Origin of the sequence: uncultured Alsobacter sp., assembly GCF_945952055.1 — a bacterium.
Taxonomy (GTDB): Bacteria; Pseudomonadota; Alphaproteobacteria; order Rhizobiales; family Beijerinckiaceae; genus Alsobacter.
Map to the genome: position 1 here is coordinate 1 of NZ_CAMFHB010000057.1, position 22,155 is coordinate 22,155.

Below are 22,155 nucleotides of genomic sequence, written 5' to 3' on the forward strand. Positions count from 1 at the left end.
ATCCACGAGGCCATCGGCGACCAGCTCACCTGCGTCTTCGTCGACCACGGCCTGATGCGGCTGGGCGAAGGCCAGAAGGTCGTGGCGCTCTTCCGCGACAGCTACAACATCCCGCTGGTGCACGTGGATGCGTCTGAGACGTTCCTCGGCGCGCTCGCCGGCGTCACCGACCCGGAGGTGAAGCGCAAGACCATCGGCCGGCTCTTCATCGAGGTGTTCGAGAAAGAAGCCAAGGCGGTGGGCGGCGCCGACTTCCTGGCGCAGGGCACCCTCTACCCCGACGTCATCGAGAGCGTGTCCTTCACCGGCGGCCCCTCGGTCACCATCAAGTCGCACCACAATGTCGGCGGCCTGCCCGAGCGCATGAACATGAAGCTCGTGGAGCCGTTGCGCGAGCTCTTCAAGGACGAGGTCCGCGTGCTCGGCCGCGAGCTCGGCCTGCCCGAAGCCTTCGTCGGCCGCCACCCGTTCCCCGGCCCGGGCCTGGCCATCCGCATCCCCGGCGAGGTCACCCGCGAGAAGTGCGACATCCTGCGCCTCGCCGACGAGATCTTCCTGGAGGAAATCCGCCGCGCCGGCCTCTACGACGACATCTGGCAGGCCTTCGCCGTGCTCCTCCCCGTCCGCACCGTCGGCGTCATGGGCGACGGCCGCACCTACGACCACGTCTGCGCCATCCGCGCCGTGACCTCCGTCGACGGCATGACGGCGGACTTCTACCCCTTCGACATGGCCTTCCTCGGCCGCGTGGGCACGCGCATCATCAACGAGGTGCGGGGCATCAACCGGGTGGTCTACGACGTGACGTCGAAGCCGCCGGGCACGATCGAGTGGGAGTGAGGGGAGGGGGCGGCGACAGCAACGTCTAGGCGGCGGTTCTCGCCTTCGCTTGATCGCCGTTCTGGTTTCGCCCCCATCGGCTGGCCTGCTGCATCTGTCCCTAGGACCCGTTCCCGGCCCTGGCAGCTCTGATCAGACCGGCCCAGCTCGAGAAGCACGGGTTCATGCCAGCAACTGCGCTGGCACACCGAGCACCGGTCCGGCGGCGGCGAGCCGCTGGTCGAGCGTATGCACCGTGGCGCCATGCTCCGACGCAACGGCAAGGTGCAGCGCGTCGCCGGCGCGAAGCCCCAAGCCATGCTGATCGGCAAACCTCGCCGCCGCCCGGAAATTCCCACCCGTCACGGGCAGCACGGTGAAGCTTTCGGCGACCAGCTTGTTGAACATGGCGAGTGCGGCCGCACGCTGCTCGAGGCTGATCTGCCCGGTGCGAAGCTTGATGGCCATGGCCGACGACATCTCGGTGACGGTCCAATCGCTGATCAGAAGCTGCTCGGGATCCTGCTCGGCGAGCCAAGCCTGAACACGCGGCGTCATCGCTTCATTGGAAAGCGCGGCGACCAGCAGCGACGTGTCCAGATAGCGCATCAGTAGCGATCGCCATCCCGCATCGACCTCACGAGATCGGCGGCGCTTTGCGGCTGGGGCGGCATTGCGGCCGTCAGTGACCTGAGCAGCGCGGCATCGATCGCCTTGCGCGGCCTGGCCACGGCCGTGAGCCGCGCAACCGGCTTGCCGCGACGCGTGATGTCGATCGAGTCGCCTGCCTCGACCCGGTCTACCAGCTCGCTCAGATGGGCTTTTGCATCCGCCAGACTGATTGCGTCCACGTCACGCTCCTGACCATATAGATAGTCATATAATGCGTTCGACTGCAGAATTCCAGCAGGAGGTTTGCCGATGCGGCATGCTCTGCCGCGGCAACAGCTTTACGATGGTCTGGGATCGCGCCGTATCCAAGGTGGCGCCCTAACGGCGTCTGCTCAGCAAGCCTATTCTACCGAGCATCGAGCTCAACTGCCGCGATCGTTAGCAGCGTTTGCCCCCTCACGCCGGCGTCCAGCTGACGAACACGCCCAGGACAGCCCTCCGAGACGGGCGGATGGTCAGATAGGTGGGCTCAAATTCAGCATCGACTGGCGCCCAGATGAGCAGCTGTCGAGTTGTTCGACTTGCAAGGCTTAGGGGACTGTCGGTTCGCGAACCGGGGCGGCGGCGACGTACCGTTGCGCCGCTTCCTTCAGGCGGGCGCTCGGCTCGCGGGGGTTTAGGAGCGCCTCGGCGAAGGCGCGGCTTTCGCCCTCCGAGAGCTTGATGGCCTGCAGGTCCGCAAGAGTTCGCACTGCGGCTTCGTGGACGCTGGCGATGACGAAATCAGTGAGCGTACGGCCCTGAAGCTCTGCGGCGCGTACGAACAGATCCTTCTGATCGGAGGACACGCGGGCCTCCAATCGCTCGGTGCGGACCGCTACCCGGTTTTTTGGCGCCGTCGGACTCATGGCTTCGCCTTACCTGTCGCTTGGCTCCCAATGTACGGCTTATAGACGGACGTATGAAGAGGTGGACGCGGACCTTCGATTGACCCGGCTTTGCAGTGCGCCGGGCCCGGCGCACGGAATGCTGAAGGACGATGAAGGTCGGACGGAAGCATCGGTACCAGCAGAACCAGCGCCCGTTCTTCGTTCCCGAACGCGTTGACGTCGTGCGGAATTTGCTCTCCCCTGACGACAGCCGACCCTTTCGTCCGCTTGCACGTCGCGATCCTGTCGAAGCTTCGTTCATGTCAGGCAACGCCTGTATCCGTTTCGATGTCGCGGCTCTCCGCGCGCTCGCTGGAGCGATCGTCTACCGGCGTGGCGAAGTGGTGCACCGCGACGGGCGGGTGACGATCATCGAAACCGAGCCCAATCGGATCGTTGCGAGCGTCGAAGGCACGCGGAACTACGGCACGACCTTGGCCGGATCGGGAGCCGACTTCGGAGGGTCCTGTTCTTGTCCGGCCTTCGCGGACCGCGGGTTCTGCAAGCACATGGTCGCCGTCGCGCTGGCCGCCAATGCGCGGGAGGAACGTGGCGAGGCGGAGAGCGTCCCGACCCTTTCTCACATCCGCCGGTACCTGGCGCAGAAAAGTGTCGATGCGCTCGTCGCCATCATCATCGATCAGGCGGCCAAGGACGGCACACTGTTGCGGAAGCTGCAACTCGCCTCGTCGCAGATTGGGGCAACGGGCGAAAACCTCGAGCGTCAATTGCGCAGGGCCGTCGACCACGCAACCGACGTCCCTCACTATCTGGACGAGCGCGCCGCCTCGACCTGGGCTGCCCGCGTCGGCGATGTGCTGGACACGGTCGCCGAGATTGCCGAGGGCGCCGAAGCTGGGATCGCGATGAGCCTCGCCGATCGTGTGATCGAACGGCTCGAGGATTCGTTCGAGGATATCGACGATTCAGACGGCCATCGTCTCGCACTCGTCATGCGGGCCAGGGACGTCCACCTGATGGCTGCCCGCGTGGCGAAACCCGACCCGGCGAGCCTCGCTCGCGCGCTCTTCGCGCGCGAGACCGACAGCAACTATGAGGTGTATTCTGGCGCGGCCTTCACCTACGAGGAGGTGTTGGGAGAGGCTGGTTTGGCGGAGTATCGCCGCCTCGCTTCAGACGCGTGGGCTACGGTCACGGGGCAGCGCGTGACCGAGGCAGGCGATGAGCGGTACAATCTCGCAACCATCATGCACATCCTCGACCTGTTCGCTGCCCGCGACGGTGACCTCGCCGCGCGGATCGCGCTGCGGTCGAAAGCGCTCTCGTCGGCTTGGAGCTATGTCGTGCTCGTGCACTTCTGCATCGATCAAGGCAAGAGCGACGATGCGCTCCTCTTCGCCGAAGAAGGCGTGTTTCTGTTCGAAGACAAACCGGACGAACGCCTCGTTCTCCTGGCCGCCGATCTGCTCGCCGGTGCCGGTCGCCGATCGGATGCGGTCGACCGTCTCTGGGCCACGTTCCACAAGGCACCGAGCATGCCGCTCTACCGGCGCCTCCGGGCATTCGAGGGCGAGGCTGTCCGGGATCGCGCCATTCGTCGCCTGGAGGAGCGCGCCGCGCGGTCCGAACAAACTCGCTTCCGATCATCCCGCGAAATTCTCGTCGAGATCCTCATGGACGAGGGACTGTTCGACGCTGCATGGACGGCGGTCCGAACGTACGGCGCAACGATGCGCCAACGCGAGGAACTGGCCCGGGTCAGCGAAGCCACCCACGCCTCCGAGGCGCTCACCGTTTATGCCGAGCGCGTCGAAGTCCTCGTCGCGGGTGGCAGGAACTCCGGCTATGCCGAAGCAGCGACGATGATCGCGCGAATGGCCCGCCTTCGCGGCGTCGCGGAGCAAGCGGTCTACATCGCTTCCATCAAGGGCCGGCACGGCCGCAAACGCAACTCCATGACCCTGTTGAGGTGACTCGTGCTCCGCAAACGGATCGATGAACAGAACGAATATCTGCTCAGGCAACAGCGGCATCTGCGTATCGCGGCGGACGTCGTGGCGGAGGCGCTCGCGGAGTTCGAGGAGGTCGAGGCGGTGGCCGTCGTGGGCTCTGTGGCTAAGCCACTATGGAAGGAGGTTCCGCGCTTCGCCGGCTTTCGGCAAAAGCGGATCGAGCTCTGGCACGAGTGCTTCTCCGTCGACCTCGCGGTCTGGCTCGATCATCAGCACCGTCTCGCCCAATTGCGGCAAGCCTCCAACAAAGTGCTCCGGGAGGCGTACGAAGCCGGCAAGGGCATCAGCGTGGCCAATCACCAGGTCAACATGCTGCTCTTCCCAGCGGGAAGCTCCGCGTTTGCGGGCGTGCTGTGTCACTACAAGGAATGCCCCAGGGGGAAGATCGACTGCCGTGCCCCGGGCTGCGGGACCGTGCCATACAACCGTGTCGTGATGAACTTTGTGCAGCGGCCGTCGCTTCTCGAGGGCGTGGAGGAGGCGATGCTCTACCGGCGCGGCGTGGGGAGACTGCGTTCGGCACTCGAGTTGCCGGTGCCGGAGGAAGAACCGGCCGCCCCACCCAAACGGCTACGGAAGACACCGGAAAGCCTAGCGTCATGACATCGGTGGGAAGCACTGCGGCCCTGTTTCGAGACCTCGCGCTCGCGCTGCCCGGCACCACCGAAGCGCCCCATTTCGACCGGCGCGCCTTCAGGGTCCGGACGACCTACGCGACGCTGCCGCCGGATGGCGCGACGGCGAATCTTCGCCTGACGCCCGACGACCAGGCGCACTGGTGCGGGCTGCTGCCGGCGGCCTTGGCGCCCGTTCCGAACAAGTGGGGCCAGCAGGGCTGGACCACGGTGACCCTGGCCGTGATCGCGCCCGACGATCTCGCCGCCGTGCTGCGGCGGGCGTGGCAGATCGGCGGGGGCGGGGCGGCGCCCAAGCCTGCGCGGACGAAGAGAGCCCGGTCGGAGAAGGGCTAGGTGAGGCTGCGGTTGGCGTGCCGACGCTGACCGGCGTACTCTCCGCGCCATGAGGCATGGGATCGGCGGAACCACCAGACATCGCGTGGAGACGGCTTGGGGGCCATGTGTCCTCGACCGCTCCGCGCGCGGGGTGGCGCGCTTCCGCCTGCCGGATCCCGCGGCGGCCGAGAGCAATGTCGACGAGGCCGCCGTGACCGCGGACGTCGCGGCCTGGGCGGAACGGGTCGTCGCCTACTTCACCGGCCAGCCTGTCGACTTCGCCGATTTCCCGCTGGACACCGCCGGTCTCACACCGACGGAGGAGGCCATCTATCTCGCCCTGCGCGGCGTGCCCTATGGCGCCACCACGACCTACGGAGAACTCGCGGCCCGCATCGGCCAACCCGGGGCGGCCAGGGCGGTCGGCATGGCCATGGCGCGCAATCCGTGGCCGCTGATCGTGCCGTGCCACCGGGTGCTCGCCAAGGGCGGCGCCCTGCACGGATTCTCGGCGCCGGGCGGGCTCGACACCAAGCGGCGCATGCTGGCCATGGAGGGCGTCGATCTCGACCGGGGCGCCCCGATGCTGCCAGGACTGTTCGGCGATGGCTGAACGAAGCCGTCAGCGGTCGTAGGCGCAGCGGAAGCCGACATAGACGGCGTAGAACTCCGCCGGTTTCCACTGCGCGCCGTCGGCGCGGGCCTGGGCCGGGCCGTACCACCACGAGCCACCGGTCGTCATGGCGTCGTCTCCGCGGCGGTCCGCGGCCCATTCCCAGACATTGGCTCCCATCTCGTGCAGGCCGTTGACGCCGCGCGCCGTCGTGCCGACCGGCACGTGCGAGCGCCTGTTGTTGTTCATGCCTTCTGGCGCGTCGCCGACGGGATAGGCGTAGGTGCGACCCTTCACGAAGCCGTCCGTCGGGGCGTCGCGGGTCTCGGTGTAGGCCGCCTGCCGCCACTCGGCGAGCGTCGGGAGACGGCCTCCGGCATGGGCGCAGTAGCGCGAGGCCTCGCCCCAGGTCACGTGGGTGGCCGGTTCATCGTCGGATCCCGGGGCGCCCTGGGGCCGCTCGTAGGTCCAGCCGGGCCGCCGGGTCCAGCCGGAGGCGAACTCGAAGCCGCCTCCGTCGCGCTCGGCTGCCGTGGTGAGGCCCGTCGCCCGGGCGAAGGCGCGGAATGAGCCGACCGTCACCTCCGTCCGATCGATCGAGAACGCTCCGACCGGCATGCGTATGACAGGCGACGACGCCATGCCCACCGTCGCGGGACATCCGATCACGATCGCCAGGGCCAGCCACGTCCTTCGCGTCATGTGTTCGCACCATGCCGGTTTCGGGTACCGTGTCGTCCTACGCACGGGACGAACGATCGGTTGTCGCGTCATGCGGTCGCCGTGCGGCATAGTCTCTGCTCCATCCCCGGTGCTCGCCGCGCCGCCGCAGAAGGATCGCCAACTTATGCAACTCGCCATCATGATCCTCGGCCTCGTGCTCTTCCTGGGCGCTCATTCGCTGCCGACCAGGCCGGCCCTGCGCCAGTCGCTCGTCGGTTCGCTCGGCGAAAAGGGCTACAAGGGCCTGTTCACGGTGCTGTCGATCGCGGGCATCGTGCTGATCGCCGTGGGCTTCGGGCGCTACAGGGCGGCCGGCTACGTTCCGGTCTGGGATCCGCCGCGCGGCCTCTCGCATCTCAACATCCTGCTGATGTGGTTCGCCTTCGTGGCCTTCGCCTCCTCGGGGCTTCCGGGCGAGATCAAGCGGCGCCTGAAGCACCCGCAGCTGGTGGGCGTGAAAGTCTGGGCCCTCGGCCATCTCCTCGCCAACGGCGACCTCGGCTCGATCATCCTGTTCGGGACGTTCCTCGCCTGGGCCGTCTATGACCGGATCTCGGTGAAGCGGCGCCAGCCAGAGGCCGGCAAGGACATCCCGCCCGGCTTCGTCGCGAACGATTTCAAGGCGCTTGCGATCGGCACGGTGGTCTGGCTGGTCGTCATGTTCGCCCACCCCTGGCTCATCGGCGTCTCGGTGTTCGGCTGACCGTCGCATGACAAAGCCGGCCGCACGTGCTAAGCGGCCCTTCCTGCTCGCGGACCCCGGTCCGCGGGCCCGCACTGCCTGAGAGAGGTTGCTTCGGCCATGGCCGACATTTTCCGCGAAATCGACGAGGACGTCCGTCGCGACAAGGCGATCGAGTTCTGGAAGAAGCACGGCAACCTGGTCATCGCGATCGCCGTGCTGGCCGTCGGTGCGACGGCCGCCTGGCGCGGCTGGGAGTACTGGCAGGGCAAGAAGGCCGAGGTGGCCGGAGCGCAGTACGAGACGGCCATCGAGGCCGCGCGCGCGGGCCGGACCGAGGATGCCGAGAAGGCGCTGGCCGACATCGCCAAGGACGCCCCGCGTGGCTACGAGATGCTGGCGCGCCTGCGAGCGGCCGGCGAATTGGCCAAGGGCGACGGTGCCGCGGCCGTGAAGGCCTATGATTCCATCGTGGCCGATACCGGCTTCCCGGCGCCCATGCGGGACGCGGCGCGGCTCAGGGCGGCCATGCTCGTCGTCGACACCGCCTCGCTGGCCGACCTGAAGACGCGCCTCGATCCGCTCACCGGCGCGGGCAGCGTGTGGGCCGCTAACGCCCGCGAGATGCTGGGCCTCGCCGCCCTCAAGGCCGGCGATTACCCGGCCGCCGGCAAGTATTTCGACGAGATCATCGTCGACCGCACGGCTCCCCCGGGTTTGCGTCAGCGTGCCGAGCTTCTGCTCGGGATCGTGCGGGCGGGCCCGATCAAGCCCGCGTCCTGAGACCCCTGGAGGATTTCGCCATGGCGTTCACGGTCGCCATCATCGGCCGGCCGAACGTCGGCAAGTCGACCCTGTTCAACCGGCTGGTCGGCAAGAAGCTCGCGCTCGTCGACGACCAGCCGGGCGTCACGCGTGACCGGCGCGCCGGCGAGGGGCGGGTCGGGGACCTGTCCTTCACCATCATCGACACCGCCGGCCTCGAGGACGCGCCCGACGCGACGCTCGCCGGCCGCATGCGTGCCCAGACGGAGGAAGCGATCCGCGACGCGGACGCGATCATCTTCGTCATCGACGCGCGCTCCGGCCTCACGCCCGCCGACCGCCACTTCGCGCAGCTCGTGCGGCGGGCGGACAAGCCCGTCATCCTTCTGGCCAACAAGGCTGAAAGCCGAGCCGGCCAGCTCGAAACCTACGAGGCCTTCGGGCTTGGCCTCGGCGATCCCATTCCGTTCTCGGCCGAGCACGGCGAGGGTCTTTCCGATCTCTACGACGCGCTGATCGAGGCGCTGCCTGAACATACCCAGCCGGAAGCCGAGGAGGATGAGGACGCCGTCGCGGCCGAGCCCGAGGCCGGTATCGAACGTCCGCTGCGCGTCGCCATCGTCGGGCGTCCCAATGCCGGCAAGTCGACGCTCATCAACCGGCTGATCGGTGAAGACCGCCTGCTGACGGGCCCCGAGGCCGGGATCACCCGCGACAGCATCGGCATCGACTGGTCCTGGAAGGGCCGCGCCGTGAAGCTCTTCGACACGGCTGGCATGCGCAAGCGCGCCAAGGTCGAGAGCAAGCTCGAGAAGCTGTCGGTGGCCGACGGGCTCAGGGCTGTGAAGTTCGCCGAGGTGGTCGTGCTGCTGCTCGACGCCGAGATCCCCTTCGAGAAGCAGGACCTCGCCATCCTCGGGCTGGTGGAACGCGAGGGCCGGGCGCTCGTCGTCGCCGTCAACAAGTGGGACCTGGTGGCCAGCGATCCGGGGCGCCTGCGCAAGCTCACCGAGGATTCCGAGCGGCTGCTGTCCAACGTGCGCGGGGCGAAGATCGTCCCGGTCTCGGCCATCACCGGCGAGGGCACCGACAAGCTGATGCAGGCCTGTTTCGACGCGGCGGCCGTGTGGTCGAAGCGCGTGTCGACGGCCCAGTGCAACAAGTGGCTGTCGCGGGTGCTGGAAACCCATCCGCCACCCGCCGTCGCCGGCCGGCGCATCAAGATCCGCTACATGACGCAGGTGAAGGCGCGCCCGCCGCACTTCGCGTTGTTCGGCAACCAGCTGGACGGGCTGCCCGAAAGCTACCTGCGCTACCTCATCAACGGCCTGCGCGAGGCCTTCGAGCTCCCCGGCACCCCGATCCGCATGAGCCTGCGCACGGGTGACAACCCCTACGACAAGGGGCGGTGAGCCGCCACCTTCTCTCTGCTCGCTCTATCTCTCCGCACGTCATGCCCGGGCTTGGCCCGGGCAGCCACGACTTGGGATGACCCCGGCAAAGTCGTGGATGGCCGGGCCAGGCCCGGCCAGGACGGAGAGGGGGAGCCTCAGTGACCAGCGCGGCGAAGGCCTTCACGCCGGAACGCGATAGTCCTTCACGGACAGGGTCGGGAAGTCGAACAGCCTGCCGCTCTCCTGCCACGCGGGCTCGGCCATCCTGACGATGTGGGGCGCCAGGTCGTCCGGCGTCTTCAGCGTCAAGGGGTCCTCGCCGGGCATGGCCATTTCCCGCATCCGCGTGCGCAGCGGGCCCGGATTGACCATCATCACCTTCACCGGGGTCGTTCCGGTCTCGGCCGCATAGGTGCGGCCCAGCGTGTCGAGGGCGGACTTGGTGACGGCATAGGGGCCCCAGTAGGCCCGGCCGGCCCAGGAGGCGCCAGACGTCACGAAGATGGCGCGGCCGGCGTCGGATGCGCGCAGCAGCGGGTCGAGCGACCGGATGAGCCGCCAGTTGGCCGTGACGTTCACGGTCATGATGTCGTCCCAAGCCTTGGGCTCGACATGGCCGAGCGGCGAGATGGGGCCTAGGATCGCGCCGTTGGCGAGGAAGATGTCGAGCTTGCCCCAGCGCTGGTGGATGGCCGCGCCGAGCCGGTCGTGGGCCTCCATGTCCTTGAGGTCGACGGGCACCAGCGTGGCCGAGCCGCCGAGCGAGCGGATCTCGTCGTCGAGTTCCTCGAGAGCGCCCTGGGTGCGGGCGAGCGCCACGACATGGGCGCCGGCCCGGGCGAAGGCGAGCGCGGCAGCGCGGCCGATGCCGCGCGAGGCGCCGGTGACGACCGCGATGCGGTTCTCGAGGGTCTTCGTCATGGAAGCCTGCACAGGTGAGGGAAGGAATCAGCCCACTTCGGCCAGCAGCGAAAGCTGCTTGGGGCCTTCGCCGACCGCGTCGGTGATCGGGGTCGGGTAGTCCCCCGTGAAGCAATGGTCGGTGAACTGGGGTCGCAGGGGGTTGCGTCCCCGCTCGCCCATGGCCCGGTAGATGCCGTCGACCGAGAGGAACGCCAGGCTGTCGCAGCCGATGTAGCGGCGCATCTCCTCCAGCGTGTGCGTGGCGGCCAGCAGCTTGTCCTTCTCGGGCGTGTCGATGCCGTAGTAGTCGGGGTGCGTGATCGGCGGGGAGGAGATGCGGAAATGCACCTCCTTGGCGCCGGCGTCGCGCATCATCTGCACGATCTTCACCGACGTCGTGCCGCGCACGATGGAGTCGTCGATGAGCACGATGCGCTTGCCGTCCACCACCGCGCGGTTGGCGCTGTGCTTCATGCGCACGCCGAGCTCGCGCACCGACTGCGTCGGCTGGATGAAGGTGCGGCCGACATAGTGGTTGCGGATGATGCCGAGTTCGTAGGGGAGGCCGGCGGCCTGGGCGAAGCCGAGCGCCGCGGGCACGCCGGAGTCCGGCACCGGGATCACCACGTCGGCGTCGACCGGCGATTCCTCGGCCAGCACCGCGCCCATGCGCTTGCGCACCTGGTAGACGGGGCGTCCATGCACCACCGAATCCGGCCGGGCGAAATAGATGAACTCGAAGATGCAGGGCCGCGCCGGCAGGTCGCCGAACGGCTTGATCGACTCGATGCCCTCTTCCGAGCAGATGATGATCTCGCCGTTCTCGACGTCGCGCACGAAGCGCGCGCCGATGATGTCGAGCGCGCAGGTCTCGGAGGCCAGGATGGGATGGCCATCCAGGTCGCCGAGCACCAGCGGTCGGATGCCGAGGGGGTCGCGGGCGCCCACGAGCTTCTTGTTGGTCAGGCCGACGAAGGCGTAGGCGCCCTCGATCTGCGACAGCGCGTCGATGAAGCGATCGACGAAGCGGTTTTTCCGGCTGCGCGCGACGAGATGGAGGATGACCTCGGTGTCGGAGGTCGACTGGCACAGCGCGCCGTCGCGCACGAGCTGGCGGCGCAGCGTCAGCCCGTTGGTGAGGTTGCCGTTGTGGGCCACGGCGAAGCCACCGCCGTCGAGCTCGGCGAAGAGCGGCTGGACGTTGCGCAGGATCGTCTCGCCGGTGGTGGAATAGCGGACGTGGCCGATGGCGTTCTGGCCCTGTAGACGCGAGATGGTCGCCCGGTCGGAGAAGGTGTCGCCCACCAGGCCCAGCGCCCGTTCCGACTGGAAGCGCTTGCCGTCGAAGCTGACGATGCCGGCCGCCTCCTGCCCGCGGTGCTGCAGGGCGTGCAGGCCGAGAGCCGTGATGGCGGCGGCGTCGGGATGCCCGTAGATGCCGAAGACGCCGCACTCCTCGCGGAGCCGGTCGGCCTCGGGATCGAAATCGCCATAGGTCGTCTGTTCGGCGAAGCCGTCACGTGCGCTCATGCTGGCCTCATATGGCCCCGGAGGGCCTGCTTTCAACGCTTCGGGAGGCTGCCGCTGGCTGCGGCACCGGTCACGAGCTGCTGAAGGGTTTGCTGTTCCGCCTGCTTGTAAAGCGGGGCGGCGCCGTTGTCCGTCTTTTTCTGACCGTTCGCAGGTCCGGTATTCGCCGGAGGCACGGGTGCCGGGCCTGTCGGAGCCGCCGACGGCTCGCTCGGATCGCCCTGGTTGCGGTTGCGGTTCTTCCACTTCGAGATGAACCCTTCGGGGTCGTCCGGCAGCAGGGCGATGATCTGGTCGCCGGTCTCCTTCAGCACGGGCCGGAGCTTGGCGGTGCGGACCCAGTCGGGCTGCTGCTTCTCGCCCACGAGCTTGTCGAAGAAGACGAAGGCGATGACGGCGATGAGCAGGCCGCGCGCCGCGCCGAACAGGAAGCCCAGGGTCCTGTCGAGCGCGCCGATGCGCGAATCCAGGATGAGGTCGGAGAGCTTCACCGTGATGAAGGAGACGATCACCAGGGTGCCGAGGAACACCGCCGCGATCGAGGCGGCGAGCGCCAGCTGCGCGTTGGGGATGTATTCCTTGGCGAAGGGCAGGACGGCGGGGTGCAGCGCATAGGCGGCGGCGGCTGCCGCGACCCAGGAGGCGATCGCCAGGACTTCGCGGGTGAACCCGCGCACTGCCGCCAGAAGCGCCGAGATGAGAACCACGCCGAGAACGACGAGATCCAGGGCGGAGACCGGGAGATTGTTCATGCGTTCTCGCGAAGACGTGGGCTCGACCAGCGTCTTATAGCCACGCCGATCCTGCGCGTCACGCGCGCATCAGCCTTCCCGGCGCGAGCGTCCACCGCCGCGTGCCGCGATTCCGGCCACCAGGTCCGTGATGTCGCCCGCCGCCTCGATCGCGATGGGAGGCCGCCCGGCGCTCTCCAGCCCCGCCCGGGGCGCCATTGCCGAGGAAAATCCAAGCTTTGCGGCCTCCTTGAGCCGCGCCGCGGCCTGGCTCACCGGGCGCAGCGCGCCGGTGAGCGCGACCTCGCCCATGTAGACGCGGTCGGGGGGCAGGGGGGCGCCGGACAAAGAGGAGACCAGGGCCGCGGCCGCGGCGACGTCCGCCGCCGGCTCGTTGATTCGCAGGCCGCCGGCCACGTTCAGGTAGACGTCGTGCTGTCCGAGCTTCAGCCCGGCATGGGCCTCCAGCACCGCGATCACCATGGACAGCCGGCTGGGATCCCAGCCGACGACGGCCCGCCGCGGCGTGCCGAGCGCCGTCGGGGCCACCAGGGCCTGGAACTCGACCAGGAGGGGGCGGGTGCCCTCCATCGCGGCGAAGACCGCGGTGCCGGGCGAACTGGTGTCGCGGCCCGCCAGGAAGAGGGCGGACGGGTTGGCGACCTCGGCGAGACCGAGGCCCGTCATCTCGAACACGCCGATCTCGTCGGTCGGCCCGAAGCGGTTCTTCACCGCGCGCAGGATGCGGAACTGGTGGGCGCCGTCGCCCTCGAAGGACACCACCGCGTCGACCATGTGCTCGACCACGCGCGGCCCGGCGATCTGCCCGTCCTTGGTGACGTGGCCGACCAGGATCACGGCCGCGCCGCTGGTCTTGGCGTAGCGGATCAGGATCTGCGCCGCGCCGCGCACCTGCGAGACGGTGCCGGGCGCCGACTCCACCGTGTCGGTCCACATGGTCTGAATCGAATCGATGACCACGAGCCGCGGTGGCGCCCCGGACGACAGCGTGGCGACGATGTCCTCGACGCTCGTCTCGGCCGCGAGTTCGACCGGCGCGTGCGCGAGTGCCAGGCGCTCGGCGCGCAGCCGCACCTGGCCGGTCGCCTCCTCGCCGGAGATGTAGACCACGCGATGGCCGCCGCTCCCCAGGGCCGCGCAGGCCTGCATCAGCAGCGTCGACTTGCCGATGCCCGGGTCGCCGCCGAGCAGGATCACCGATCCTTTGACGAAGCCTCCGCCCGTGACGCGGTCGAGCTCGGCGATGCCCGAGGCCACGCGCGGCGCCTCCTTCTGCTCGCCGGTCAGGCCCTCGAGCGGGAAGACGCGCCCGCGCCCGCGCCCGGCCTTGGGCGCGGGGCCCGACGCGGTCGGGGGCCCGGAGGCCTCCTCGGCGATGCTGTTCCAGTCGCCGCAGGACTCGCAGCGGCCCTGCCAGCGGCCGTAGACCGCACCGCAATTCTGGCAGACGAAGGCGATCGAGCGTTTGGCCATCAGCGGACGATCCGGCGCGTGTAGCGCGATCCCAGGTTGGTGAGGATCTCGTAGCCGACGGTGCCGGCCCGTTCCCCGACATCATCGATCTCGAGGCCGTCCCCGATCAGCGTGACCACGTCGCCGCGCCGGGACGCGGCTGCCGGCGCTTCCGTCACGTCGATGACGATCAGGTCCATGGAGACGCGGCCGGCGATGGGGCAGGAGACCCCGGCGACGAGCGCCAGGCCGCCCGGCTTGTCGTCGGCGCCGAAGGCGGAGCGCGGGTAGCCGTCGGCATAGCCCACCGAGATGGTGGCCAGCCGGCGCGGGCCCCTGGCGGTCCAGCGGGCGTTGTAGCCGACCGTGGCCCCCGCCTCGACCTCGCGGACCTGGACGATCGTCGCCTCCAGCGTCACGACGGGGCGCATGGGGTTGGGCCTGCCCGGCGTGGGATTGCCACCGTAGAGCGCATAGCCGGGCCGCGACAGGTCGTGCAGGGCGCCGGCCCCCAGGAACAGGCCCGAGGAGTTGGCGAGGCTGCCCGGCACGCCGGGCGCCAGGGCGCGAGCCGCGGCGAAGGCCGCGATCTGCCGCGCGTTGATGGCATCGTCGGCGATCTCGGCGGACACGAAGTGGCTCATGAGCAGGGCCGGCGTCATCCGCCGGAGAGCCTCGGGCAGGGCCTGCGGGGGCAACCCCAGCCTGTTCATGCCGGTGTCGACGTGCAGGGCGGCGGGCGGGGCGGAGGATTCGCCTTGGGCAAAGGACGTCCACTCCTCGATCTCGTCCAGCGAGCCGAGAACCGGCCGCAGGCGCGCGGCGGCGTAGTCGCCGGCCGATCCGGGCCGCAGGCCGTTGAGGACGTACACCGTGGCGTCCGGCGCGAGGGCGCGGACGCGGCTGCCTTCGTCGAGGTGGGCCACGAAGAAGGTGTCGCAGCCCGCCCCGACCAGCGCGGGAACGGCGGCATCGACGCCGATCCCGTAGGCGTCCGCCTTGACGGCGGCGGCGCATCGCCCGGGCGCGGCACGCCCCGCCAGCAGGCGCCAGTTGGCCGCGATGGCCCCGGCGTCGATCGTGAGGACGGCGGCCGGCAGGCCGCCCGGTGCGGGACCGGACCGGCTCACTCGCCCATCCGGTCGGGCAGGCCGTCCTCCCTGGCGAGGTTGCTGAAGCGCGTGATGTCGGCGTCGAAGTGCAGGGGCACGGTGCCGGTGGGTCCGTGGCGCTGCTTGCCGATGATCACCTCGGCACGCCCGTGGACCTGTTCCATCTCGGCCTGCCACTTGAAGTGCTCCTCGGTGCCGGGCTTCGGCTCCTTGTTCTTGAGGTAGTACTCCTCGCGGTAGATGAAGAGCACGACGTCGGCGTCCTGCTCGATCGAGCCCGATTCACGCAGGTCGGCGAGCTGGGGGCGCTTGTCGTCGCGGTTCTCCACCTGGCGGGAGAGCTGCGACAGCGCGATGATGGGCACGGAGAGTTCCTTGGCCAGCGCCTTCAGGCCGGTGGTGATCTCGGTGAGTTCCTGCACACGGTTCTCGCCCTTCTTGGACGAGCCGGAGAGCAGCTGGAGGTAGTCGACCACCAGCATGTCCAGGCCCTTCTGGCGCTTCAGGCGCCGCGCCCGCGCGGTGAGCTGGGCGATCGAGATGCCGCCGGTCTGGTCGATGTAGAAGGGCAGGCGCTCCATCTCGCGCGCCGCTTCGGCCACGCGGCGGAAGTCGTCGTCGGTGATCTCGCCGCGGCGGATCTTGTAGGAGGCGACGCCCGACTGCTCGGCGACGATACGGGTGGCGAGCTGCTCGCTCGACATTTCCAGCGAGAAGAAGCCGACGATGCCGCCGTCCAGGCGCTTGATCGCGCCGTCCGGCTGGCGTTCGCCCACATAGGACTTCGCCACGTTGAAGGCGATGTTGGTGACCAGCGACGTCTTGCCCATGGCGGGGCGGGCCGCCAGCACGATCAGGTCGGAGGGCTGCAGGCCGCCCATCATCCGGTCGAGGTCGCTGAGGCCCGTCGAGATGCCGGAGAGCTTGCGCTCCCGCTTGAAGGCCTCCGCGGCCATGTCGATGGCGCCGCGCAGCGCGTGCGAGAAGGTCTGGAAGCCACCCTCGTAGCGCCCCTTCTCGGCCAGTTCGTAGAGCTTGCGCTCGGCGTCCTCGATCTGCTTGCGCGGCGGTTCGTCGACCGGGGCGTCATAGGCCACGTTGACGAGATCCTCGCCGATCACGATGAGCTGCCGGCGCATCGCGAGGTCGTAGATGGTGCGGCCGTAGTCCTCGGCGTTGATGACCGTGGTGGCTTCGGCGGCCAGGCGCGCGAGGTATTGCGAGACGGTGAGGCCGCCGAGATCCTGGTCGCCCAGGAACGTCTTGAGCGTGATCGGGGTGGCGATCTTGCCGCTGCGGATCAGCGAGGACGACACCTCGAAGATGCGCCGGTGCACGTCCTCGGAGAAGTGCCCGGGCTCCAGGAAGTCGGACACCCGGTAGAAGGCTTCGTTGTTGACGAGAATGGCGCCCAGCAGCGCCTGCTCCGCCTCGATGTTGTGAGGGGCGGTGCGGTACTGGGGCTCGGGCGTCGGAACGGAAGCGAGGGGATAGGCCATGGTCGAATCGGATCTCGTGAAGCACCGAGGGTAGCACCGGGAGGGGCGTTCATGTGGCACGCCGCGAGGGGCCGGTCGATGGGCCGGCGCGCTTGTCCCCGTTGGTCACAGATCCGGTGTGAAAGGGAGGGGCGTGCGGGCGCTTGTGAGTTGACGCGGACGCCCCGGCATGGGTCGGGCCGAGCGGCTCCGGGGCCCCCGCGCGGGCGCTGCGGCAGCCCAAAGAAAAAGCCCCGGGGTCGCCCCCGGGGCTCGTGCGTGCGCCGAAAAGCGCAGGATCAGCGGTCGTCGCCCTCGGCGTCGGCCAGCGCCGCGCCGACCTCGAGGCCGAGGTCGTCGAGGTTGGTCTCTTCGCGGGTGAAGACGTTTTCGCCGCGGGTCTGGCGCTCGGCTTCCTCGGGGCTGCGGGCGACGTTGATCGTCACCGTCACCTCGACGTCGCCGTGCAGGTGGACCGGCACGGTGTGGAGGCCGATCGTCTTGATCGGGGTGTTGAGCACGATCTGCTGGCGGGTGATCGAGTAGCCGGCGGCGGAGATGATGTCCGCGAGGTCACGGGTCGCCACCGAGCCGTAGAGCTGGCCCATCTCGCCCGCCTGGCGGATGATCGTGAAGCTCTGGCCGTCGAGCTTCTCGCCCACGCCCTTGGCGGCGCTGCGGGCTTCGGCGTTGCGGGCCTCGAGCTGGGCGCGCGTGGCCTCGAACTTGGCCTTGTTCGTCGCGGTGGCGCGCAGGGCCTTGCCGCGCGGCAGCAGGAAGTTGCGGGCATAGCCGTCCTTCACGCGGACGGTGTCGCCCATGTGGCCGAGCTTGCCGACGCGTTCGAGCAGGATGACTTCCATGGGTACTCTCCTTTGTGTGACCGATGATCAGGGGGTTGGATTGGCGGGCGGCGCGGCGCCGCGGCGGGCGCGCCATCCGAAGATCGCGTCCGACATGCCGACGAGTGCGAAGAGCACCGCCGGCCAGCCGGGCATGATGAAGAAGACGAGGTAGGCGGCGGTGAGGATGCCGCCGCGGCCGGCCAGGTTGCGCGTGACCACGTGGATCACCGCGAGGCCCTGGAGGCAGTAGGCCATCAGCAGCGCGGCCGCGACCGACCGGAAGAACAGGCCGGGGTAGCCCGAGAGCACGAGCGCGCCCGCGGCCGCGCCCCCGAAGGCGGCCAGTGCCCAGCCGGGCAGCGCGGTGTCCGGGATCGCCGGCCAGGGCCGCGGCAGCCGGCCGGAGGCCTTGACGATCCGCGCGGCCGTCCAGGCCAGGAGCACGCTCGTTCCGACGCTCAGGGCCGCGCTGATCGGCGGGGCGATGGTGGCGAACAGGCGGGCGAGATCCTCGACCTGCCGGGTGCGCGCATCGCCGGACACGCCTTCGAACGTGTTCGGGTTGATCTGCTCGATGAGCAGGACGGCGCGCTCGAACGCCTTCACGAAGTTCGCGTAGTCCCCGCCGATCATGATCGCGCCGACGAGGGTCAGCGCGGCCGACAGGCTCACGATCCAGACGAGGAGACGTCCCAGCGGATACCACTCGACGGAGCCGTCGGGGTTGTTGCGGGCGAGCAGGCAGAGATAGGCGAACCACCAGGCCGGCAGCGCGACGCTGGCGGCGAAGACGAGGCCGACCGCGGGGGCGAAGGCGAGCGCCAGGATGCCTGAGCCCGTGGCCGCGGCGGCGAGCCCGGCGCGGTGATTCCAGCCGAGCGCGGCGAGGAGGATCGGCAGCGGCGCGACGAGGTACAGCAGGATGGCCAAGGGGTTCGCGGTGGTGATCACCGCGAAGAGAAGCGCGGACACGAACCCCGCGCCGGCACCGATGCCGAGAATGGAACCCATCGTCGAGCTGTCCCGCTTCGAGCGGTTAGGGGAGGGACGTGCCCTTCCCAACCAAACCCGGCCTATGCCGGGCGACTGAACTGCGCATGCGAGGAAACGGGCGGAGCGTGGCTCCGCCCGGATCCGATCAGGAGATCACGTAGGGCAGCAGGCCCAGGAAGCGGGCGCGCTTGATGGCCTGGGCCAGCTCGCGCTGCTTCTTGGCCGACACGGCCGTGATGCGGGACGGAACGATCTTGCCGCGCTCGGAGATGTAGCGCGAGAGAAGACGCGTGTCCTTGTAGTCGATCTTCGGCGCGTTCGGGCCGGAGAACGGGCAGGTCTTCCGACGACGGAAGAACGGGCGACGTGCAGCACCACCGGACATCAGAGAGCCTCCTCCTGGGCGGGAGCGTCTTCACGACGCGGGCGGTCCGGACGCGGACCGTCGGGACGGGGACCACGGTCGCGGTCACCGAAGCGGCCACCGCCGCCACCGCCGCCACCGAAGCCGCCACGGCCACCGCCGCCGCCGAAGCCACGGCCACCACCGCCGAAGCCGCGGTCACCACGATCGTCACGATCGTCGCGGTCGCGCTTCTGCATCATCGCGGACGGACCTTCCTCGAGCTCCTCGACCCGGATGGTCATGAAGCGGAGGATGTCCTCGTTGATGCCCATCTGGCGCTCCATCTCGGCCACGGCAGCCGCCGGAGCCTTGATGTTGAGAAGCGAGAAGTGGGCCTTGCGGTTCTTCTTGATGCGGAAGGCGAGGGACTTGACGCCCCAGTACTCGACCTTCTCGATCGTCCCGCCATTGGCTTCGATGACGGACTTGAACTGTTCCGTCATGGTCTCGACCTGCTGCGACGTCACGTCCTGACGCGCCAGGTAGACATGCTCGTAAAGAGGCATTCCACGGCCTTTCGTTTCCAATTCGCATCCCATCCGGCGCGAAGCCCTTCGGGCCGCGAAAGGCCCGAGCGAACATTCCGAAGGCGGAGACACGGGAAGGCGGATCGGCGAGATCCTCCCGGCCTGACACACAGGCACGGGTCTTCCGTTCAGCCCCCAGCCGGATGCTGCGAAGCGCGCTGTGTAATATACGGCGTGCGGGGATGCAAGCCGTTGGAGCGTGGCGGAGAGCGGAATAGGGAGTGGCGGGTAGCGAGTAGCGAATGGCGAGCACGGGCGGCGAACGGTGAACGCCCGAAGCCTCGGCCGCGGGGGAGCTTGACGGTTCCGCTTCGCCACTCGCCAGTTCCCCGCTCGCTACTCGCCATTCGCTTATTCGCTACTGCCCCTTCGCTGCCCGCCGCCTTGAAGCGGCACGGCCCTTGGCTTGACTTCCCTTCCCGTTGCGTGCACCTCCCGCCCCCGCAGTTCGATGCGCGCAAACGGGGACGGGGACGCCGAATGACCGCCGCTTTCACCTTTCCGGGACAGGGCAGCCAGGCCGTGGGCATGGGCAAGGCTCTCGCCGAGGCCTTCCCCGCCGCGCGTGCGGTGTTCGCCGAAGTGGACGACGCGCTCGGCCAGAAGCTGTCCGCGCTGATGTTCGAGGGGCCGGAAGCCGACCTCACGCTGACGGCCAACGCGCAGCCGGCCCTGATGGCCGTGAGCCTCGCGGTCGTGCGGGTGCTCGAGGCCGAGGCGGGCCTGGATCTGGCTCGCGACGCGCGCTTCGTGGCCGGGCATTCGCTCGGCGAATATTCGGCGCTCGCCGCGGCGGGCACCTTCTCCATCGCCGATACGGCGCGGCTTCTGCGGATCCGCGGCAACGCCATGCAGGCCGCCGTCCCGCCGGGGCAGGGCGCCATGGCCGCGCTGCTGGGCCTGGACTTCGACGCCGCCGCCGCGGCTGCGGCCGAGGCCGCCCAGGGCGAGGTCTGCCAGGCCGCCAACGACAACGGCGGCGGGCAGGTGGTCGTGTCGGGAAGCAAGGCCGCCGTCGAGCGCGCCTGCGAGATCGCCAAGGGCAAGGGCGCGCGGCGCGCGGTGCTCCTGCCGGTGTCGGCGCCCTTCCACTGCGCCCTGATGCAGCCGGCGGCGGACGCCATGGCCGAGGCGCTGGGCAAGGTGGCGATCCACGCTCCGAAGGTGCCGGTCGTGGCCAACGTCCATGCCGCTCCGCTCACTGACCCGGCGGCGATCCGCCAGTCGCTCGTGGCCCAGGTGACGGGGACCGTGCGGTGGCGCGAGTGCGTCGCGTACATGGCCGGCCAGGGCGTCACCACCTTCTATGAACTCGGCTCCGGCAAGGTGCTGACCGGCCTCGTCCGCCGCATCGCCGAGGGTGCCGAGGGCGTCGCCGTCGGCACGCCGGACGACGTCGCCGCCTTCAAGTCCCGCAACGCCTGAGCGCGAGGAGACATCCATGTTCGATCTGAACGGCAAGACGGCGCTGGTGACGGGCGCCAGCGGCGGGATCGGCGGCGCGGTGGCGCGCTCGCTCCACGCCCAGGGCGCCACGGTCGGCATTTCCGGCACGCGGGTCGAGGCGCTGCAGGGGCTGGCGGCCGAGCTCGGCGAGCGCGTGCACATCCTGCCGGCCAACCTGTCGGACAAGGAGTCGGTCGAGGCGCTCGTGCCGGCCGCCGAGGCCGCCATGGGGCAGCTCGACATCCTGGTGAACAATGCCGGGGTGACGCGGGACAACCTGTTCCTGCGAATGAAGGACGACGAGTGGGACACGGTCATCCGGGTGAACCTGGAAGCCTCGTTCCGCCTGATGCGCGCCGCCGTGAAGGGCATGATGCGCCGCCGCTACGGGCGCATCGTGTCGGTCGTCTCGGTGGTCGGCACCACGGGCAATGCCGGGCAGGGCAACTACGCCGCCTCCAAGGCCGGGCTCGTGGGCATGTCCAAGTCGCTGGCGGCCGAGGTGGCCAGCCGCAACATCACCGTCAACTGCGTGGCCCCGGGCTTCATCGAGACGGCGATGACCGACGTGCTGAACGAGAAGCAGAAAGAATCGATCCTGGGCAGCGTGCCCATGGGCCGGCTGGGGAGCGGTGCGGACATCGCCGCCGCGGTGGTCTATCTCGCCAGCCAGGAAGCGTCCTACGTGACGGGGCAGACACTCCACGTCAACGGTGGAATGGCAATGATCTGAATACGTTAGGCGATTGTGTCGAAGTCCCGTCGCCGCCGCGCCGGGCACTCGCCATCCCTAACAAAGTGTGTTACCAACCCCGAACGTCCTTTGGGGGGCTTGACGGCACCATCCGCAGCGGCGTTTTGGGGAAGCGGAAGGGGAGCCCGGACGACAGGTCTTCCCGTCGATGCCCTGGGATCATCCACCCGGCCGCGAGGCAGGGACAGCTTCCAACGACAGACCGTGCCGGGTATTGGCTCCCGGTCCTTGAGTATGAACGAGGTTCAGATATGAGCGACATCGCCGCCCGCGTGAAGAAGATCGTCGTCGAGCATCTCGGGGTTGAGCCCGAGAAGGTCGTGGACAGCGCGAATTTCATCGACGACCTGGGCGCGGACAGCCTCGACACGGTCGAGCTGGTGATGGCCTTCGAAGAAGAGTTCTCCGTCGAGATCCCGGACGACGCCGCCGAGACGATCCGCACCGTCGGCGACGCCGTGAGCTTCCTCGAAAAGAAGGCGGCCTGACCGGTT

Annotated in this window: 25 protein-coding genes; 11 read left to right on the top strand and 14 right to left on the bottom strand. The window is 69.0% G+C overall.

The window, feature by feature from the left end; translation table 11 throughout:
* The coding region (guaA, locus tag Q0Q47_RS27130) for a glutamine-hydrolyzing GMP synthase (protein ID WP_293867608.1) at positions 1-840 on the top strand (840 nt) is incomplete at its 5' end.
* A gap of 162 nt (positions 841-1,002) precedes the next feature.
* On the opposite strand, the gene Q0Q47_RS27135 is transcribed toward guaA, so the two are convergent.
* The 3 genes from Q0Q47_RS27135 to Q0Q47_RS27145 form a co-directional block, all read right to left on the bottom strand.
* Positions 1,003-1,428 (bottom strand): type II toxin-antitoxin system VapC family toxin, encoded by a 426-nt coding sequence (locus Q0Q47_RS27135; protein ID WP_293867610.1) that lies wholly within the window; start codon positions 1,426-1,428, stop codon positions 1,003-1,005.
* Positions 1,428-1,670 (bottom strand): type II toxin-antitoxin system Phd/YefM family antitoxin, encoded by a 243-nt coding sequence (locus tag Q0Q47_RS27140; protein ID WP_293867612.1) that lies wholly within the window; start codon positions 1,668-1,670, stop codon positions 1,428-1,430. Before Q0Q47_RS27140 ends, Q0Q47_RS27135 begins: the two co-directional genes overlap by 1 nt.
* A gap of 351 nt (positions 1,671-2,021) precedes the next feature.
* The gene (locus Q0Q47_RS27145) at positions 2,022-2,339 is read right to left on the bottom strand and encodes a DUF1778 domain-containing protein (RefSeq protein ID WP_293867614.1); all 318 of its coding nucleotides are present in this window, start codon (positions 2,337-2,339) and stop codon (positions 2,022-2,024) included.
* A 281-nt stretch (positions 2,340-2,620) separates the two neighbouring features.
* On the opposite strand from Q0Q47_RS27145, the gene Q0Q47_RS27150 reads away from it, so the two are divergent.
* From Q0Q47_RS27150 to Q0Q47_RS27165, 4 genes are all read left to right on the top strand, one after another.
* On the top strand, positions 2,621-4,294 hold the full coding sequence (locus Q0Q47_RS27150) for an SWIM zinc finger family protein (protein WP_293867616.1): 1,674 nt from the start codon (positions 2,621-2,623) through the stop codon (positions 4,292-4,294).
* Positions 4,295-4,297: 3 nt separating this feature from the next.
* Positions 4,298-4,936 (top strand): hypothetical protein, encoded by a 639-nt coding sequence (locus Q0Q47_RS27155; protein WP_293867618.1) that lies wholly within the window; start codon positions 4,298-4,300, stop codon positions 4,934-4,936.
* Complete coding sequence (locus tag Q0Q47_RS27160; RefSeq protein WP_293867620.1) at positions 4,933-5,304, top strand: MmcQ/YjbR family DNA-binding protein; 372 nt, start codon at positions 4,933-4,935, stop codon at positions 5,302-5,304. Before Q0Q47_RS27155 ends, Q0Q47_RS27160 begins: the two co-directional genes overlap by 4 nt.
* 133 nt (positions 5,305-5,437) lie before the next feature.
* On the top strand, positions 5,438-5,899 hold the full coding sequence (locus Q0Q47_RS27165) for a methylated-DNA--[protein]-cysteine S-methyltransferase (RefSeq protein ID WP_293867622.1): 462 nt from the start codon (positions 5,438-5,440) through the stop codon (positions 5,897-5,899).
* Between the two features lie 9 nt (positions 5,900-5,908).
* On the opposite strand, the gene Q0Q47_RS27170 is transcribed toward Q0Q47_RS27165, so the two are convergent.
* Complete coding sequence (locus Q0Q47_RS27170; protein WP_293867624.1) at positions 5,909-6,601, bottom strand: formylglycine-generating enzyme family protein; 693 nt, start codon at positions 6,599-6,601, stop codon at positions 5,909-5,911.
* Positions 6,602-6,746: 145 nt separating this feature from the next.
* Between Q0Q47_RS27170 and Q0Q47_RS27175 the strand changes: the two genes are divergently transcribed.
* The 3 genes from Q0Q47_RS27175 (at position 6,747) to der (ending at position 9,481) form a co-directional block, all read left to right on the top strand.
* Complete coding sequence (locus tag Q0Q47_RS27175; protein ID WP_293867626.1) at positions 6,747-7,325, top strand: NnrU family protein; 579 nt, start codon at positions 6,747-6,749, stop codon at positions 7,323-7,325.
* A gap of 99 nt (positions 7,326-7,424) precedes the next feature.
* A complete protein-coding gene (locus tag Q0Q47_RS27180) occupies positions 7,425-8,087 on the top strand; it encodes a tetratricopeptide repeat protein (RefSeq protein WP_293867628.1) in 663 nt (220 codons plus the stop codon).
* A gap of 20 nt (positions 8,088-8,107) precedes the next feature.
* On the top strand, positions 8,108-9,481 hold the full coding sequence (der, locus tag Q0Q47_RS27185; protein WP_293867630.1) for a ribosome biogenesis GTPase Der: 1,374 nt from the start codon (positions 8,108-8,110) through the stop codon (positions 9,479-9,481).
* 162 nt (positions 9,482-9,643) lie between these two features.
* On the opposite strand, the gene Q0Q47_RS27190 is transcribed toward der, so the two are convergent.
* The 10 genes from Q0Q47_RS27190 to rpsF form a co-directional block, all read right to left on the bottom strand.
* The gene (locus Q0Q47_RS27190) at positions 9,644-10,384 is read right to left on the bottom strand and encodes an SDR family NAD(P)-dependent oxidoreductase (protein ID WP_293867632.1); all 741 of its coding nucleotides are present in this window, start codon (positions 10,382-10,384) and stop codon (positions 9,644-9,646) included.
* A gap of 27 nt (positions 10,385-10,411) precedes the next feature.
* Positions 10,412-11,896, bottom strand: coding sequence for an amidophosphoribosyltransferase (purF, locus tag Q0Q47_RS27195; RefSeq protein ID WP_293867634.1), 1,485 nt, complete (start codon positions 11,894-11,896; stop codon positions 10,412-10,414).
* Positions 11,897-11,928: 32 nt separating this feature from the next.
* Complete coding sequence (locus Q0Q47_RS27200; protein ID WP_293867636.1) at positions 11,929-12,648, bottom strand: CvpA family protein; 720 nt, start codon at positions 12,646-12,648, stop codon at positions 11,929-11,931.
* A 69-nt stretch (positions 12,649-12,717) separates the two neighbouring features.
* The gene (radA, locus tag Q0Q47_RS27205; RefSeq protein WP_293867638.1) at positions 12,718-14,121 is read right to left on the bottom strand and encodes a DNA repair protein RadA; all 1,404 of its coding nucleotides are present in this window, start codon (positions 14,119-14,121) and stop codon (positions 12,718-12,720) included.
* Positions 14,121-15,230, bottom strand: a complete 1,110-nt coding sequence (gene alr / locus Q0Q47_RS27210) for an alanine racemase (protein WP_293867640.1) — start codon at positions 15,228-15,230, stop codon at positions 14,121-14,123. Before alr ends, radA begins: the two co-directional genes overlap by 1 nt.
* Positions 15,227-16,711 carry a replicative DNA helicase gene (locus Q0Q47_RS27215; protein WP_293867642.1) on the bottom strand — a complete coding sequence of 495 codons (1,485 nt, stop codon included), beginning with the start codon at positions 16,709-16,711 and terminating at the stop codon, positions 15,227-15,229. Before Q0Q47_RS27215 ends, alr begins: the two co-directional genes overlap by 4 nt.
* 278 nt (positions 16,712-16,989) lie before the next feature.
* Entirely contained in the window at positions 16,990-17,553 is a 564-nt protein-coding gene (gene rplI / locus Q0Q47_RS27220) for a 50S ribosomal protein L9 (RefSeq protein ID WP_293867644.1), read from the bottom strand.
* A gap of 27 nt (positions 17,554-17,580) precedes the next feature.
* Positions 17,581-18,546, bottom strand: a complete 966-nt coding sequence (locus Q0Q47_RS27225; protein WP_293867646.1) for a DUF2232 domain-containing protein — start codon at positions 18,544-18,546, stop codon at positions 17,581-17,583.
* Positions 18,547-18,673: 127 nt separating this feature from the next.
* A complete protein-coding gene (gene rpsR, locus Q0Q47_RS27230; RefSeq protein ID WP_293867648.1) occupies positions 18,674-18,913 on the bottom strand; it encodes a 30S ribosomal protein S18 in 240 nt (79 codons plus the stop codon).
* Complete coding sequence (rpsF, locus tag Q0Q47_RS27235) at positions 18,913-19,440, bottom strand: 30S ribosomal protein S6 (protein ID WP_293867650.1); 528 nt, start codon at positions 19,438-19,440, stop codon at positions 18,913-18,915. The genes rpsR and rpsF overlap by 1 nt, the downstream gene beginning before the upstream one ends.
* Positions 19,441-19,941: 501 nt before the next feature.
* Here rpsF and fabD point away from each other — a divergent pair.
* The 3 genes from fabD to Q0Q47_RS27250 all read left to right on the top strand — a co-directional run bounded on the left by fabD (position 19,942) and on the right by Q0Q47_RS27250 (position 22,149).
* Positions 19,942-20,886, top strand: a complete 945-nt coding sequence (gene fabD, locus Q0Q47_RS27240) for an ACP S-malonyltransferase (protein WP_293867652.1) — start codon at positions 19,942-19,944, stop codon at positions 20,884-20,886.
* A 16-nt stretch (positions 20,887-20,902) separates the two neighbouring features.
* Positions 20,903-21,640, top strand: a complete 738-nt coding sequence (gene fabG, locus Q0Q47_RS27245) for a 3-oxoacyl-[acyl-carrier-protein] reductase (protein WP_293867654.1) — start codon at positions 20,903-20,905, stop codon at positions 21,638-21,640.
* 272 nt (positions 21,641-21,912) lie between these two features.
* On the top strand, positions 21,913-22,149 hold the full coding sequence (locus tag Q0Q47_RS27250; protein ID WP_293867656.1) for an acyl carrier protein: 237 nt from the start codon (positions 21,913-21,915) through the stop codon (positions 22,147-22,149).
* The last annotated feature ends 6 nt before the right edge of the window (positions 22,150-22,155 follow it).

Bases quoted from the DNA above. Each gene is read 5' to 3' on its own strand.
- rpsR (WP_293867648.1), bottom strand. From the start codon at position 18,913: ATGTCCGGTGGTGCTGCACGTCGCCCGTTCTTCCGTCGTCGGAAGACC.
- Q0Q47_RS27135 (WP_293867610.1), bottom strand. From the start codon at position 1,428: ATGCGCTATCTGGACACGTCGCTGCTGGTCGCCGCGCTTTCCAATGAA.
- der (WP_293867630.1), top strand. From the start codon at position 8,108: ATGGCGTTCACGGTCGCCATCATCGGCCGGCCGAACGTCGGCAAGTCG.
- Q0Q47_RS27180 (WP_293867628.1), top strand. From the start codon at position 7,425: ATGGCCGACATTTTCCGCGAAATCGACGAGGACGTCCGTCGCGACAAG.
- radA (WP_293867638.1), bottom strand. From the start codon at position 14,121: ATGGCCAAACGCTCGATCGCCTTCGTCTGCCAGAATTGCGGTGCGGTC.
- Q0Q47_RS27160 (WP_293867620.1), top strand. From the start codon at position 4,933: ATGACATCGGTGGGAAGCACTGCGGCCCTGTTTCGAGACCTCGCGCTC.
- Q0Q47_RS27175 (WP_293867626.1), top strand. From the start codon at position 6,747: ATGCAACTCGCCATCATGATCCTCGGCCTCGTGCTCTTCCTGGGCGCT.
- fabG (WP_293867654.1), top strand. From the start codon at position 20,903: ATGTTCGATCTGAACGGCAAGACGGCGCTGGTGACGGGCGCCAGCGGC.
- Q0Q47_RS27170 (WP_293867624.1), bottom strand. From the start codon at position 6,601: ATGACGCGAAGGACGTGGCTGGCCCTGGCGATCGTGATCGGATGTCCC.
- Q0Q47_RS27215 (WP_293867642.1), bottom strand. From the start codon at position 16,711: ATGGCCTATCCCCTCGCTTCCGTTCCGACGCCCGAGCCCCAGTACCGC.
- Q0Q47_RS27250 (WP_293867656.1), top strand. From the start codon at position 21,913: ATGAGCGACATCGCCGCCCGCGTGAAGAAGATCGTCGTCGAGCATCTC.
- Q0Q47_RS27200 (WP_293867636.1), bottom strand. From the start codon at position 12,648: ATGAACAATCTCCCGGTCTCCGCCCTGGATCTCGTCGTTCTCGGCGTG.
- Q0Q47_RS27190 (WP_293867632.1), bottom strand. From the start codon at position 10,384: ATGACGAAGACCCTCGAGAACCGCATCGCGGTCGTCACCGGCGCCTCG.
- purF (WP_293867634.1), bottom strand. From the start codon at position 11,896: ATGAGCGCACGTGACGGCTTCGCCGAACAGACGACCTATGGCGATTTC.
- Q0Q47_RS27225 (WP_293867646.1), bottom strand. From the start codon at position 18,546: ATGGGTTCCATTCTCGGCATCGGTGCCGGCGCGGGGTTCGTGTCCGCG.
- rplI (WP_293867644.1), bottom strand. From the start codon at position 17,553: ATGGAAGTCATCCTGCTCGAACGCGTCGGCAAGCTCGGCCACATGGGC.
- fabD (WP_293867652.1), top strand. From the start codon at position 19,942: ATGACCGCCGCTTTCACCTTTCCGGGACAGGGCAGCCAGGCCGTGGGC.
- rpsF (WP_293867650.1), bottom strand. From the start codon at position 19,440: ATGCCTCTTTACGAGCATGTCTACCTGGCGCGTCAGGACGTGACGTCG.
- Q0Q47_RS27145 (WP_293867614.1), bottom strand. From the start codon at position 2,339: ATGAGTCCGACGGCGCCAAAAAACCGGGTAGCGGTCCGCACCGAGCGA.
- Q0Q47_RS27150 (WP_293867616.1), top strand. From the start codon at position 2,621: ATGTCAGGCAACGCCTGTATCCGTTTCGATGTCGCGGCTCTCCGCGCG.